This is a genomic window from Actinomyces sp. 565 (genome assembly GCF_010365615.1).
In the GTDB taxonomy this organism is placed as follows: Bacteria; Actinomycetota; Actinomycetes; order Actinomycetales; family Actinomycetaceae; genus Actinomyces.
Genome location: NZ_PIZD01000013.1, coordinates 43,875 through 57,291, shown reverse-complemented (window position 1 = coordinate 57,291; position 13,417 = coordinate 43,875). Strand labels below are relative to the sequence as shown.

Sequence of the window (13,417 nt, the reverse complement as noted above, 5' to 3'; positions counted from 1 at the left end):
TCGTATTCGGTCGGCGTCGGGTAGTCGACTACGACCTCGCACGCCCGAATACGACCTCATCGGCCCCAAAACGACCCCCTGCGCCCGGTCGAACACGACCTCGCCAGCCCGAGAACGACCCCAGCACGGCGAGAACGACCTCATCCGCCCGAGAACGACCCTCGAGCACGATCGCCGCACCCGCAAATGCGAAAAGCCATTTAACACCCCCATAACCAGAGGGCACCGCATTCCCAAGCGCGCACAAGCGGAAGTGGGGAGTCCTCCCCATTCCCGCTTCCTGGTCCTCTGCCTAGCCTGGCGGCGCGAATACTCGAATGTTCCCGAAACCTGGAGCACCCATGAAACGTCTTCCGCGCGTCGCGACCATAGTCGCTGCCACCGCGACCACTGTGACCCTGGCTGTATCGCTGTCCGCCTGCTCATCCGACCGCTCCGCCGAAGCCGAGGCGCAGAGCCCTGTGCAGCAAGTCACCGCTGCGGCCAGCACCAACACCGACGCCGCCACCGATGCCGCCAAAGCCCCTGACGCCGAAGCCGACGACTCGGCCCGCAGCGGGGCAACCGTCCCCGACGGCTACACCCTCACCGAGATTCCCGACGCCGATCTCTCCATCGCCATTCCCTCCACATGGACCGTAGCCACCGGCGCGGAGCTGGCCGACTCCGAGTCGGCAGAGGCCATCGCCTCCGCCCTCGGCTACACCACGGAGACGGTACAGGCCCTGTCCAACCAGTTATCCATTTTCGCCGTTGACGCCGGCAACACATCAACGGCCGGCGAAAACATCAGCGTCCAAACCACCCCGGGCACCAGCCTGCTGGGTGAGTCCGACCTGAGTGCTGCGCTCGCAGTGACCAGCACGCAGCCGGGAGTCAACGTCGAACCCGGCACCTTCAGCGAGGTGACAACCGGGAGCGGAGACGACGCCTCCATGTACACCTACACGATGACTATGGACAGCAACCCGGGAAGGACGATTCACGGCGCATATATAGCCGTCCTGGACAACAGTGGCCAGTCGGTTGTCATAAATGTCGCCTCCCACACGTCCACGCGGGTCACGGACCTGAGCGACGCAGTCATCGGCTCCATCTAATCCCTCTCAGCACATTCACACCTACACACGCAGAGGATCAAAATGTCCCACACACCACGTAAAACACTCGGCGTCATCGGCCTGGTAGCCGCAGCCGCACTGGCCGTATCCGCGTGCCAGTCCGAGCCAGAGACCACCGCCCAGTCCCCCGACCAGCAGGTAACCACCGAGTCCGGCGGCGACTCGACCGACGAGCCACTAACGGATACCGCCACCGATTCAGCTTCGGAGCCGACCGCGGAGATCACCGTTCCGGACGGCTACACCCTCACCGAGGTTCCCGACGCAGACCTGTCACTAGCTCTTCCCGCGGACTGGAGCACCGTGGCAGGCGACGCGTCCGACACCTCCCAAGCCGATGCCGTCGCCGAAATCGCGAATGTAACCGGCTGGGACGAGGAGCAGGTGATCGACTCCTTAAGGGGCATGGACCTGTTCAGCATGGATACCAGCGGTGACACCCGGTACAACCCGAATCTCAGCGTGGTGATCTACAACGATCAGTACACGCGCCCCACCGAGGATGACATGCACACCCGCCTCGAGCACGACATCACCTCATCGGACCTCACGGCAACCCCCGTCAACTACACCGCGCCCAGCACCGCTAGCGGGCAGGAGGCCGCCGTGCAGACCTACGTCATCACGGGCGAGGACTCCAGCCGCACCGAGGGCGCCTATGTGGCCGTGCCAGCCAACCGCGGCGATTCCATGGCCGTGATCACCATCTCCGCCAGTACTGCCGAGCACACGCAGGAGCTGATCGACGCCATCCTCGACTCGATCTGATCCGTGACATTTCAGTGCCAGGTTCGTTATCGTTGGGGTGGGGTCTGCACGACCCCACCCCAACAACGCGATGAGACACCGAAGGCCCGTCATCCCTGACACACCTGGATTGGAGCCCCATGCCCCGCACGTCCCGCCGCAGCGCCCTCACCTCCGCCCTGGTCCTGGCCGTCTCCGTTTCCGCGACGGTATCTGCATCCGCGCTCCTTACGGCCTGCTCCCCGGGCACCGAGTCGTCCCCCCAGCCGGTCACGCCCGAGGGCTACACCCTCACCGAGGTTCCAACCCTGGGCCTGTCCCTGGCGGTGCCAGCCGACTGGACCACCTTGACCAGTGACGGGCTGGACGACGACGACCTGGTGCGCACCGTCGCGGAGGCACTTAAGCAGGATGTGGACTCACTGCGTGAGCAGGCTGCGACCTTCCACCTGATCAGCGTGGATGCGGACGCCGTCGGCTTCGCGGAGAACCTGGTGGTCTCCCAATACGAGCTCGAGGGCGGACTGCCGCCCGAGGAGGAGCTCGCGGAGATCACCGAAGGCGATCAGGTCAACTCCAGCGACTACGTGCGGAGGACCACCGGCTCCGGAGCCGACGCCGCCCTGTACACGGCCTCCGGCGTCCTCGGCGGGTCCAGGCAGGACTTCCACATCGCCTTCATGGCCATCATGACGGGCGCCATAGCAAGCGCCACCACCTCCGCCGCCTCCCCAGCGGGCGGCGCCACCGCTTCCAGCCCAGCCGATTCAGTCACCTTTGTCCTGATCAAGGCGACTTCCACCGACCGCGCCCAGGAGCTGGCCGACGTCGTCCTGGAGTCCATCTGACTCGGATTGCGCTGGCACTTGTTCCGCAGTCATCCAGCCGATAGCGCTCCTGACGCTCACAAGCCCGCTGGCTCACAACTCCCGCTCTTGTAGTTGCCGACCACTGTCCACCACACGCTTGACGCCCAAGCCACCCGACCGGAAAGGACCCACCCATGACCCGTTCCACCCGCTTCCCCCGTCTGGTCCCCCTGGCCGCCACCGGCCTGACCGCCGTCGCCCTGAGCCTGTCGCTTGCCGCCTGCTCTTCCTCCGACTCAGGCTCCGCCGACCCGGCAAGCACCGAGTCCAGTCAGTCCGTCACCGTCGAGTCCTCCGCCGACGCCGCGCAGGCCCCGGACGGCGCAGCAGTCCCGGAGGGCTTCACGCTGGTCGAGGTGCCGGAGTACGGCATCTCGGTGGCCGTCCCCTCCGACTGGGAGACCCTTACCTCAGCCAATGCCTCTGATACGGAACTGGTGGCACGCGTCGCCAAGGCGAGGGACATGTCCGAGGACGAGGTGATCGCCGATCTGGAGGACCGGCCACTTTTGAGCATCGACACCGCCGCCGATGGCGATTTCGCGCCCTACCTGGTGCTGAGCCGAATCGACGATGACGGCCCCCTGCCGTCCGAGGACAAGATGCAGTCGCTGGCGGAGCTCAACGCGGCTGAGACTTCTGAGCTGGAGCAGACCACCTCCGGCAGTGGCGCCGACGCGTCCCTGTTCACCATGAGCGCCTCTGATGACGGCGTGCAGTACAACTTCTCGGCGGTCAGTGTTTCTGAAGGCGATGACGCCTACATCACGACCGTGGTCGTCTCCGATTCCGCGCAGCAGGCCCAGGAGGTCTCCGAGGCCGTACTCGCCTCCCTCTAAACCGCGCGTGCAATACTGCACGGAAGGGATGCCGCCCGGCTTCCCGTTGGTCGACGAAAGGACTCACTATGGCACTCGATGACCTGAAGAAGAAGGCCGAGGGCGTCGTCAGCTCAGACAAGGTCGAGGAGGTCTCCGACAAGGTGCTCGACACGGCTGCGGATGCCGCCAAGAAGGTCACCGGGGGCAAGTTCGACTCCCAGATCGACTCCGCTCGCGACGCCGCCGACAAGGCCATCGGCAACGACTGATGCACGCAGTGGCATCCTCAGGCACCAGCCGGCCGTAGAGTCGGTCAGGTGACTACCGCGCCCGCATCCCCTCCGTCCAGCCTTGAGCCCGTCCCCGACTGGCTCGACGAGATCGAGGGGGCGCGGGCGCTCGCATGGGTGGCGCAGCGTAATGCCGCCACCCGCGCCGCCTTCGACGGCGCCCCGGGGTTCTCCGAGCTGCGCTGCGACCTTGAGACGATCCTGGACTCCCCCGACCGGATTCCCCTGGTAGGTGAGGCGGCTGGTGCGCTGTACAACCTCTGGACCGACGCCGCCCACCCGCGGGGGCTGTGGCGGCGCACCACCTGGGCGTCCTACCGGGACGGCGCTCCCGCTGCGGGAGCGGCGGGCTCCACCGACTGGGACGTGCTGCTGGACCTCGATGCGCTCGGCGAGGCTGAGGGAACCACCTGGGTGTGGCACGGGGCGTCTGTGCTGCGCACCGGTCCGCTAGCCGGGCGGCGCGCCCTGGTGACGCTTTCCGACGGCGGTTCCGACGCCGACGTTACCCGCGAGTTCGACCTGGACACACGCAGTTTCGTGCCCGTGGACCCGGTAGCCGGCGGAGGCTTCCACCGAGAGGCGTCCAAGGGCTTCCTGACCTGGGCCGATGAGGTCGGCGACGCGGCGCTCCTGGCTACGGACTTCGGCGTCGGCTCCCTGTCGCCGGCCGGCTACCCGCGGCAGGTTCGGCGTCTGCGCCGCGGGCAGGACCCCAGCGAGGGCGAGGTGCTGCTCACCGCGGCTGCGGCGGACAACGGCGCCTGGGCGTACCGAGACTTCTGGGGACGCACCTGGCTGCTGACTCATCCTGACTTCTACACCGAGGAGCTGTGGCTGCTGCCCGACGGCGCCCCGGTTTTCCCGGCCGCAGACGCCGAGCGCCTGCTGACCGCCGTCGACACGGCGGTGGCACCGGGTGCCTTGCACGTGGATGTACCCGCCTCGGCGGCGGTGACTCCGGCCTGGGACCTGCTGCTGATCGAGTTGCGGGAGGACTGGCAGGCCGAAGCGGGCTGCACCTATCCGGCCGGCTCGCTTCTGACCGCCCCCATCGACGCCTTCCTGGACGGCTCCCGGGAACTGACGGTGCTGTTCACCCCGACCCCGGCGACCTCGCTGTCGGGCTTCACCATCACCGCTCACCACTTGGTACTTGAGCTCCTGGACGATTGTGTTACCGCACTGGAGGTGCTCACTCCGGCAGGACCAGACGGGGTCGGCCCCTGGTCACGGCGCCGCCCCGGCCTGGGGGCACTCGCCGATGGCGCTGTGCGCGCCGCACCGGACAGCCTGGGGTCAGCCGCGTCCTCACCCACGGGCTCACCCGCCCGCGCGGATGGGCGTGAGCCCCGCCCGGACGCGGCAGCTACTTCGACGGATCCGACGCTGCTGCGGCCGGGGCGGGCACTGCTGCAGGTGTCCGCGAGCGCCGTCGACCCCCTGGAGGGGGACCGGCTGTGGCTGAGCAGTTCTTCCTTCACCCGTCCCACCACGCTTGCGGTCGGGGAACTGGGCACGGACGGCGAACTGGGCGGCGTCGAGGTGCTGCGGTCCGCACCCGAGCGCTTCGACGCCGGCGGCGTCCTCGTCAGCCAGCACGTGGCGGTCTCGGAAGACGGCACCCGCGTGCCGTACTTCCAGATCGGTCGGCCCCGGCTCGACGACGCCGGTCAGCCGCTGCCCTCCCCGACGCTCCTGTACGGCTACGGCGGCTTTGAGGTCTCGCTCGGCATCAGCTACCTGCCGGTGACCGGCCGGGCGTGGCTGGAGCGCGGCGGCACCTACGTGGTGGCGAACATCCGCGGCGGCGGCGAGTATGGGCCGGCCTGGCACCGGGCGGGACTGAGGCAGAACCGGCACCGGGTCTACGAGGACTTCGCGGCCGTGGCACGGGCACTGGTGGAGCGGGGCGTTACCACGCCGGAGCAGCTGGCGGTGCACGGCGGTTCCAATGGCGGGCTGCTAGTGGGGGTCATGCTCACCCGCTACCCGCAGCTAGTGGGCGCGGTGGTGTGCGAGGTGCCCCTGCTGGACATGCGTCGCTACCACCGGCTGCTGGCGGGAGCCTCCTGGGAGGCGGAGTACGGGAATCCGGATGACCCGGCGCAGTGGGAGTTTATCCGCGAGTTCTCACCGTTCCACCTGCTTCAGCCGGGGCGCACCTACCCGCCGGTGCTGCTGGTGACCTCCACCCGGGACGACAGGGTGCACCCCGCGCATGCGCGCACCATGGCGTACCGCATGCTGGAGCTGGGGCAGGACGTCACCTTTTTCGAGAACAGCGAGGGCGGGCACCGCCGTGCGTCTACCAGCGCCCAGCGGGCATACATGTACGCCCTGGAGCACGAGTTCGCCTGGCGTGCGCTGACACGCAGCAGGTCAACCAGCTCCTGAAGCTCACCCCGCGGCCCGCAGGAGTCCAGTGGGAGCCAGCCGCGAGCGTGAGCGGGCTCGCTAGCGTGCGTGAGCATGAGCTGGCTCACCCGCGTGCTTGCGTGCGGGGTCGAGTGTGCGGAGTCGAGTGTGCGGGGTCGAGCGTGTGGGGGCGCTTGCTACGTCGGTTAGACGTTAACAACGCTACTTAACGGCCTGCTGTATACCTCAGAGCCCTTCAGCAGGCCGTTAACAGGCGTTGTTAACCCCGAAGTGGCGTTGCAGACGGTGAGGCGGCGCAGCAGATGACCCCGCTTCCGGGCACGGGTATACCGGACCCTTCCTGCATGTGGGCGTGATGGGGCGGTGGTGTGCGCCCAGGCACTCGCAGGGGGTAGGGCGGGTTGAATGCGACCGCGCTGCCGACATCGGGGTGCTCCCACGCACCCGCAAGGGGTAGGGCGTACGAGTGCGCCCCGAAGGCCGTCGGCAACCCCGAGGTCCGGTCTGAAACCGCATGATTCCAATGTTCCTCCTGCGACTGCCGACAACACTGGAGCGGTCTGGCCGCTCGCGGACACGTCCGGCCGCCGCGCATGGGAGCAGGCACCAGCGGCCGCCAGGCGGACAGGCCACCGCCCCGCATGAGCACCCACAAGACGCTCGCTAGTCAGGAGGACGGCGTGAACGTCTCAGCGGCGGGCACGGACAGCGCCAACCACGGTCACCACCAGTCCCGCCACACCCGCAGCGCCGGCACCTAGGACCAGCAGGGCGGAGACCGGGACACGATCGAGGTTCATGGTCGGACCGACCACCAGTCCCGTAGTGCCCGCGGGGCAGGAGACACGGTACACGCCGCCAGCGTCGGCCTTGAAGGTGGCATAGGGCACCCCTGGCTCGGGGGTGTCCAGCCCCACCGCGGCACCATCGGGATCGCTGACGCTGCAACCGGAAGTAGCGGTCGCAGAAGTGCCGTACAGGCCCGCCGTCGTGCCGGCCGACAGATAGACCCGCCCGTCCTCACCCAGGGGCGCTCCCCGGCTGAGGGAACCGTCCACGACCGCCATAACACCGACAGCCAGTAGCAGCGGAGCCACCACCAGCATCAGCACCAGGCCGACGCCGAAGGCGCGCCACCGGTGCGGGCGCGGGCGCTCCGGCCCGCCCTCGGTCCCGGATGAGCGGGCCGCATGCTGAACGCCGCCGGGCGCGCCGTGGGAGCGCCGCCAAGTGCTGTTCACAGCGCCCGGCGAGCCTGCCGCACTCGTGCCCGCAGGCCGCACCGGTTCCGCGTCGGCCGGGGGCTCAATGCCCTGCTCACGCAGGTAGGCGGCGAGCTCCTCCGGGCTCAGGCGCTTGCCGTAGCGGGGTTCGCCGTCCTCGGTCTCGTATGCCGCCACCGCTGCTCCCTGGTGCGGCTACGCCGTCAGGCGTCCGCGGAGTCGGCCTTGGAGCCACCGATCTTCGCCGCGATCTCAATGAACAGGCGCAGAATGATGATGTTCACCGCGACCCCCGGGATGTCGACGAGGAGTTTCAGCAGGAAGTCACCGAAGTTGAAGTAGGTGCTGCCGTCGTAGTTGGAGTGGTAGTAGGTGTCGTCGAATGCGCCGAAGACCCACGCCACCACATACAGGACGAATCCGACGGTGAAGATGGTCTTGCCGTACTTGGAGGCGAAGTCGCGAGCACCGTCGAACAGGTTGCTCATGAAGGACTCCGAGGACGCCGTCGGGGCCTGCGCGTAGGGGGCGCCGTTGTAGGGAGCCTGCTGGAACTGTCCGGGCTGCGCGGCCTGCGCCGGCTGGTACTGAGCCGGCTGCTGCGCCTGCTGGGGGTACTGCTGCGGATTGTAGCTGCCCGGGGCGGAGCCTGCCGACGGCGGGATGTAGGGCTGTCCTGGGTTGGGGGGCTGGGTCATAACGCGTAATCCTTCACTTTCTGATGCAGTAGCAATGTCAGCCTACCGCCCGCAACCGGCAGGATCACGAGTTGAGGGGCGTCTCACCTGCGATAACGGTCTCCTTCGGGCGGCCTGATGGCGCCCGGATCACCAGGAGCGACGCACCACAATCGCCGTACCCGGACGCGCGGAGGAGGCCCCCGCAGCCGATTCGGTCGCGGATGCCCGCACATCCGGGCGGCTACGGGCGCGGCGCCCCGGCTGGACCGGGACGACCTGCACCTCGCCGTCGGCGGCCGCAGCGAAGACCCGCTCGACGGCTGCCTGGCGGGCGCGCAGAGAGCGGTTCTCGGCCTCCAGCCGCTCCACGCGCCGCTCCAAATCGAGGATCCGGCGTATGCCCTCCAGATTGATGCCCTCCTGGCTCAGCGCCTGCACGCGCCGCAGCCGCTGAACGTCGCGGTGCGAGTAGCGCCGCCCCCGCCCGGAGGCGCGGGCGGGGGTGACCAGGCCCAGGCGGTCGTACTGCCTGAGGGTCTGGGGGTGCATGCCTGCCAGCTCCGCCGCCACGGAGATGACGTAGACGGCCCGCTCGTCGGCATCCTCGGCGAGGAAGTCGACGCCCTGTCCCGTCAGGCGGCGCGCACTCACCGCGCCGCCTCCCCGGCGAGGTTAGCGCGCGGATCCGCCTCCATGGCCGCGTCGAAGGCCTCCAGGGCGGCCTTGGCCTCCTTGGACAGCTTCTTGGGCACGGCCACCTGCACCGTGACCAGCAGGTCGCCGGTCTTCTTGGAGGTGGCTACTCCCTTGCCGCGCAGGCGCAGCACGGTGCCGGAGGAGGTACCGGGCTTGATGCGCACGCGGCTGGTCTTGCCGTCCAGGAGGGGCACCTCAACGGTTGCGCCGAGGGCCGCCTCCTTGAGGGTGACGGGCAGGTCCATGCGCAGGTTGGCGGGGTTGACCGGGTCGATGGAGTACACCGGGTGCTTGGCCACCGAGATGGTCACCACCATGTCGCCGTTCTCCCCGCCGTTCGTACCCGACCGCCCCTTGCCGCGCAGGCGGATCTTCTGGCCGTCGTGCACGCCGGCGGGGATGCGCACGGTGATGGTGCGCCCGTCGGCGGTCAGCTCGGCCAGCGTGCCGGAGACGGCGTCGCGCAGGGAGAGCGTGGCGTTGGTGAGCACGTCCGGCCCCTTGACCGGCTGCGGCTGGGAGGAGAACCCGCCGAATCCGAAGGGGCCGCGCGCGCGGCGCCCGCCAGCGCCCGCGCCGCCGGCAGCGCCTCCGAACATGCGCAACAGGTCCTCCAGGTCCTCCTGGGAGGCGCCCCCGGAGGTGGAGTAGCGCACGTTCGGACCGCCACCGCCGAACATCGAGGAGAAGATGTCCTCGAAGCCCGCGCCGGCGCCGCCGGCCCCGGAGGTGAAGCGGGCGCCGCCGCCCGCCATGGAGCGGATGGCGTCGTACTGCTGGCGCTCCTTGGGGTCCGACAGCACGGCATAGGCCTCGCCGATCTCCTTGAACTTCTCCGCCGCGGCGGCATCCCCGGGGTTGCGGTCCGGGTGGTACTTCTTGGCGAGCGCGCGGTAGGCCTTCTTAATGGCGGCGGAGTCGGCGTCCTTGGCGACGCCGAGGACCGCATAGAAGTCCTTGGTCATCCAGTCCTGACTGGCCATGGCTCACCGCCTCCTTTCTGTTCCTGCTTCTCCTGTTATCCGTTATGGGCGCCGCCTCAGGCCGGGTTGGCGACCTGCACACGGGCCGCCCGCACCACGCGCTCACCGAGCTTGTATCCGGGCTGGAGCACCAGTGCGATGCTCGGCTCGCTGACCTCGGCGGACTCGGTGGCCATGAGGGCCTCGTGCAGCTTGGGGTCGAAGACCTCCCCGACCTCGCCGAAGCGCTCCAGTCCGAACTTATCGGCCAGGATCTGCTCCAGCTTGCCGGCGATGGTGCCGAAGGTGCCGGTCAGGTCGCCGTGCTGGCGGGCCAGCTCGATCTCGTCCAGGACCGGGATCAGGGTCTCGACGACGCTCGCCTGCCCCGCCTCGCGGTGCCCGGCCGCGCTCTCGCGCGAGCGGCGCACGAAGCCCTGGTACTCCTGCTGCAGGTTGTACAGGTCGGCGCGGGCGCGGGCCAGCTCGTCGGCCGCCTGGGCAGCCTGGGAGCGGGCCTGCTCCAGCTCAGAGGCCTGCCCGTCGGCTCCGGCCTGACCCGCGCCGCCCCCGTCCCCCGCCGGGGCAGCGCCGTCCCGGGCCGAGTCACCCAGGTCGACGCCGTCGAAGGCGGACTCGACCGCGTCGGCCAGCGCGGGGTCAATTCCACTGACACCCCCGGCGGCACCGCCCGGACCGGCGTCCCGGCCCGGACCGGATGCTGAGGAGGCGGGGCCGTCGTCGTCGGGGCGCTTGTCCGGCTCGGTGCTCACTTGGCGTCCTCGTCGTCGACGATCTCGGCGTCCACCACGTCGTCGTCCTCGGTGGAGGACTGCGCCTGGGCGGAGGAGTCGGCGGCCTGGGCGGCCTGCTCGGAGGCGTACAGGGCCTGGCCGATCTTCTGGGAGACCTCGTTCAGCTTCTCCTGGGCGGCCTTGACCGGCTCGATGTCGGTGCCCTCCAGGGCCTTCTTCAGCTCGTCGACGGCGGCGGTCACCTCGGAGCTGACGTCCTGCGGCAGCTTGTCCTTGTTCTCCTTCAGGAGCTTGTCGATGGAGTAGGCCTGCTGCTCCGCCGTGTTGCGGGTCTCGGCCTCCTCGCGGCGCTTCTTGTCCTCCTCGGCGTGGGCCTCGGCCTCCTTGACCATGCGGTCAATGTCCTCCTTGGGCAGGGCGGAGCCGCCGGAGATGGTCATCGACTGCTCCTTGCCGGTGCCGCGGTCCTTGGCGGACACGTGCACAATGCCGTTGGCGTCGATGTCGAAGGAGACCTCGATCTGCGGGATGCCGCGGGGGGCCGGGGCGATACCGGTCAGCTCGAAGGTGCCCAGGGGCTTGTTGTCGCGGGCGAACTCGCGCTCGCCCTGGTAGACCTGGATGAGCACCGAGGGCTGGTTGTCCTCTGCGGTGGAGAAGACCTCGGAGCGCTGGGTCGGGATGGCCGTGTTGCGCTCGATCAGCTTGGTCATCACGCCGCCCTTGGTCTCGATGCCGAGGCTGAGGGGGGTGACGTCAATCAGCAGCACGTCCTTGCGGTCGCCCTGGATCACGCCGGCCTGCAGGGAGGCGCCGACGGCGACTACCTCATCGGGGTTGACGCCCTTGTTGGGCTCCTTGCCGCCGGTCAGCTCGCGCACGACGTCGGTGACGGCGGGCATGCGGGTGGAGCCGCCGACCAGGACCACGTGGTCGATCTCCGACAGGGAGACGCCCGCGTCCTTGATGACGTTGTGGAAGGGCACCTTGGTGCGCTCGATCAGGTCCGCGGTCATCTCCTCGAACTGCGCGCGGGTCAGGCGCTCGTCGAGGTGGATGGGGCCGGCCTCGCTCATGGACAGGTACTGCAGGTTGATGTCGGTGCTCATCGCGCTGGAGAGCTCCTTCTTCGCCTGCTCGGAGGCGTCGCGCAGGCGCTGCATGGCGATCTTGTCCTTGGACAGGTCCACACCGGACTTGTCCTTGACCTGCTTCACCAGCCAGTTGACGATGCGGGCGTCCCAGTCGTCGCCGCCCAGGCGGTTGTCGCCGTTGGTGGCACGCACCTGGATGGTGGAGAAGCCGTCCTCGTCCTTGCCGACCTCCAGCAGGGAGACGTCGAAGGTGCCGCCGCCCAGGTCGAAGACCAGGATCAGCTCGTCCTCCTTGCCCTTGTCCAGGCCGTAGGCGAGAGCCGCCGCAGTGGGCTCGTTGACGATGCGGTCCACAGTCAGGCCCGCGATGGTGCCGGCCTCCTTGGTGGCCTGGCGCTCGGCGTCGTTGAAGTAGGCGGGGACGGTGATGACTGCGTTGGTGACGCTCTCACCCAGGTAGGCCTCGGCGTCGGCCTTCAGCTTGGCCAGGATGCGGGCGCTGATCTCCTGCGCGGTGTACTTCTTGCCGTCGATGTCGACGGTCCAGTCGGTGCCCATGTGGCGCTTGACGGAGGAGATGGTGCGCTCGACGTTGGTGACCGCCTGGCGCTTGGCGACCTCGCCGACCAGCACCTCGCCGGACTTGGAGAAGGCGACCACGGACGGCGTAGTGCGCCCGCCCTCCGCGTTCGGGATGATGGTGGGCTCCCCGCCCTCGAGGACGGCGATGGCGGAGTTGGTGGTTCCGAGGTCGATACCGACGGCACGTGCCATGGGTGCTCCTTGGTGTCTTGTAGTGTTGAAGTTGAGTGGTATGCACTCAGGATTGCGGTTGAGCGTGGTCTTGTCAACTCCACGCGCCCCAGCCTTGAGTCTGATGCACTCAACCTTGTGGGGGGCGGTTCTATTCCAGACCCGCCCTCCGTGACTCGGGTTACTCCAGGCACCTGAATGCGGCCCATATGCCGCCCGACTTCCACCCGAACGCAGCTCGGAGGCCGCCCAGACGCGGCTCGGAGGCGCCCCAGCGCCCGCCCCCTTTCGCCGAGGTCGGTAGACGTTACGTGCCCAGGTCGGTAGACGTTACGTGCCCAGGTCGGTAGAAACTGCTCGACGCCTCGGACGGGCAGCTGGCGCATTGGCGAACGCTGTCCGAAACGATGACAAAGGCCGAATGCGTCGGCTCGTCCCGCACTCGCAGCCGCATGATTCCAACGGCTGCTGAGCCGGATTGGAGGGCGGCGGGCACGTTTGTCTCCATTTGTGACAGTGCGGGGCCTTCTGGACGGGCACGCCCCTCCCGACCAGACGCGCAACCTGGGCCACACGGTCCCCGGGCACGCGTACACCAGTCCCGACGCCTTCGACCATCGCCGCGAGGGCACCATCCGCATCGTTGTTCCAACCGGCCGCACCATCCGGCTGACGATTCGTACCTTCACACGACGGTACGTACCTCCCGGTCAACGATTCGTACTTTCCTGCGACGGTACGTACCTCTAAGTGCCCGAACCGTCGCAAGAAAGTACGAATCATCGGAGCAAAGGTACGAACCGTCAGGCCCCGCGCTGGCCTGCGCACCAAACCCCACCCGGAGAACACTCCCCGCAGCTCAAGCGACACACGCCCGGCGTCATGGCCCTGTCCCAGGAGACGCACCCGGCACCCCGACTTGCCCGTACCCGGCGGCGAAGTGCCGTAGCAGACGCGCCCAAAGGAGACCGGCGTTGGCGATGCGTCTCCCGCCGGCCCCTGCGCCGCGCCTCAAACGCTACTGACC

12 protein-coding genes are annotated in these 13,417 nt (G+C 68.5%); 6 read left to right on the top strand and 6 right to left on the bottom strand.

What is annotated here, in order from left to right; translation table 11 throughout:
* Window positions 1–341 precede the first annotated feature (341 nt).
* The 6 genes from GZ997_RS02965 to GZ997_RS13010 all read left to right on the top strand — a co-directional run bounded on the left by GZ997_RS02965 (window position 342) and on the right by GZ997_RS13010 (window position 6,245).
* Window positions 342–1,100 (top strand): hypothetical protein, encoded by a 759-nt coding sequence (locus GZ997_RS02965; RefSeq protein WP_162678790.1) that lies wholly within the window; start codon window positions 342–344, stop codon window positions 1,098–1,100.
* 42 nt (window positions 1,101–1,142) lie between these two features.
* Window positions 1,143–1,889 (top strand): hypothetical protein, encoded by a 747-nt coding sequence (locus GZ997_RS02960; RefSeq protein WP_162678789.1) that lies wholly within the window; start codon window positions 1,143–1,145, stop codon window positions 1,887–1,889.
* Window positions 1,890–2,008: 119 nt separating this feature from the next.
* Window positions 2,009–2,716: a hypothetical protein gene (locus GZ997_RS02955; RefSeq protein ID WP_161925098.1), complete on the top strand. Its 708-nt coding sequence runs from the start codon at window positions 2,009–2,011 to the stop codon at window positions 2,714–2,716.
* Window positions 2,717–2,871: 155 nt separating this feature from the next.
* The gene (locus GZ997_RS02950; protein WP_162678755.1) at window positions 2,872–3,576 is read left to right on the top strand and encodes a hypothetical protein; all 705 of its coding nucleotides are present in this window, start codon (window positions 2,872–2,874) and stop codon (window positions 3,574–3,576) included.
* Window positions 3,577–3,644: 68 nt separating this feature from the next.
* Window positions 3,645–3,827: an antitoxin gene (locus GZ997_RS02945; RefSeq protein ID WP_161925099.1), complete on the top strand. Its 183-nt coding sequence runs from the start codon at window positions 3,645–3,647 to the stop codon at window positions 3,825–3,827.
* Window positions 3,828–3,875: 48 nt separating this feature from the next.
* Window positions 3,876–6,245, top strand: coding sequence for a prolyl oligopeptidase family serine peptidase (locus GZ997_RS13010; RefSeq protein WP_343212251.1), 2,370 nt, complete (start codon window positions 3,876–3,878; stop codon window positions 6,243–6,245).
* Window positions 6,246–6,916: 671 nt separating this feature from the next.
* Here the strand turns inward: GZ997_RS13010 and GZ997_RS02935 are convergent.
* From GZ997_RS02935 to dnaK, 6 genes are all read right to left on the bottom strand, one after another.
* The gene (locus GZ997_RS02935; RefSeq protein WP_162678788.1) at window positions 6,917–7,627 is read right to left on the bottom strand and encodes a hypothetical protein; all 711 of its coding nucleotides are present in this window, start codon (window positions 7,625–7,627) and stop codon (window positions 6,917–6,919) included.
* A gap of 26 nt (window positions 7,628–7,653) precedes the next feature.
* Window positions 7,654–8,148 carry a hypothetical protein gene (locus GZ997_RS02930; protein ID WP_162678787.1) on the bottom strand — a complete coding sequence of 165 codons (495 nt, stop codon included), beginning with the start codon at window positions 8,146–8,148 and terminating at the stop codon, window positions 7,654–7,656.
* Window positions 8,149–8,277: 129 nt separating this feature from the next.
* Window positions 8,278–8,781 (bottom strand): helix-turn-helix transcriptional regulator, encoded by a 504-nt coding sequence (locus tag GZ997_RS02925; RefSeq protein ID WP_162678786.1) that lies wholly within the window; start codon window positions 8,779–8,781, stop codon window positions 8,278–8,280.
* The gene (locus tag GZ997_RS02920) at window positions 8,778–9,809 is read right to left on the bottom strand and encodes a J domain-containing protein (protein WP_162678785.1); all 1,032 of its coding nucleotides are present in this window, start codon (window positions 9,807–9,809) and stop codon (window positions 8,778–8,780) included. Before GZ997_RS02920 ends, GZ997_RS02925 begins: the two co-directional genes overlap by 4 nt.
* Window positions 9,810–9,865: 56 nt before the next feature.
* Entirely contained in the window at window positions 9,866–10,453 is a 588-nt protein-coding gene (grpE, locus tag GZ997_RS02915; protein WP_162678795.1) for a nucleotide exchange factor GrpE, read from the bottom strand.
* A gap of 104 nt (window positions 10,454–10,557) precedes the next feature.
* Window positions 10,558–12,411 carry a molecular chaperone DnaK gene (dnaK, locus tag GZ997_RS02910; RefSeq protein WP_162678784.1) on the bottom strand — a complete coding sequence of 618 codons (1,854 nt, stop codon included), beginning with the start codon at window positions 12,409–12,411 and terminating at the stop codon, window positions 10,558–10,560.
* Between the last annotated feature and the right edge of the window lie 1,006 nt (window positions 12,412–13,417).

What these genes read in the sequence shown, in the direction of transcription:
- GZ997_RS02950 (WP_162678755.1), top strand. Translation starts at nt 2,872, where the DNA reads ATGACCCGTTCCACCCGCTTCCCCCGTCTGGTCCCCCTGGCCGCCACC.
- GZ997_RS02955 (WP_161925098.1), top strand. Translation starts at nt 2,009, where the DNA reads ATGCCCCGCACGTCCCGCCGCAGCGCCCTCACCTCCGCCCTGGTCCTG.
- GZ997_RS02930 (WP_162678787.1), bottom strand. Translation starts at nt 8,148, where the DNA reads ATGACCCAGCCCCCCAACCCAGGACAGCCCTACATCCCGCCGTCGGCA.
- dnaK (WP_162678784.1), bottom strand. Translation starts at nt 12,411, where the DNA reads ATGGCACGTGCCGTCGGTATCGACCTCGGAACCACCAACTCCGCCATC.
- GZ997_RS02960 (WP_162678789.1), top strand. Translation starts at nt 1,143, where the DNA reads ATGTCCCACACACCACGTAAAACACTCGGCGTCATCGGCCTGGTAGCC.
- GZ997_RS02965 (WP_162678790.1), top strand. Translation starts at nt 342, where the DNA reads ATGAAACGTCTTCCGCGCGTCGCGACCATAGTCGCTGCCACCGCGACC.
- GZ997_RS02945 (WP_161925099.1), top strand. Translation starts at nt 3,645, where the DNA reads ATGGCACTCGATGACCTGAAGAAGAAGGCCGAGGGCGTCGTCAGCTCA.
- GZ997_RS02920 (WP_162678785.1), bottom strand. Translation starts at nt 9,809, where the DNA reads ATGGCCAGTCAGGACTGGATGACCAAGGACTTCTATGCGGTCCTCGGC.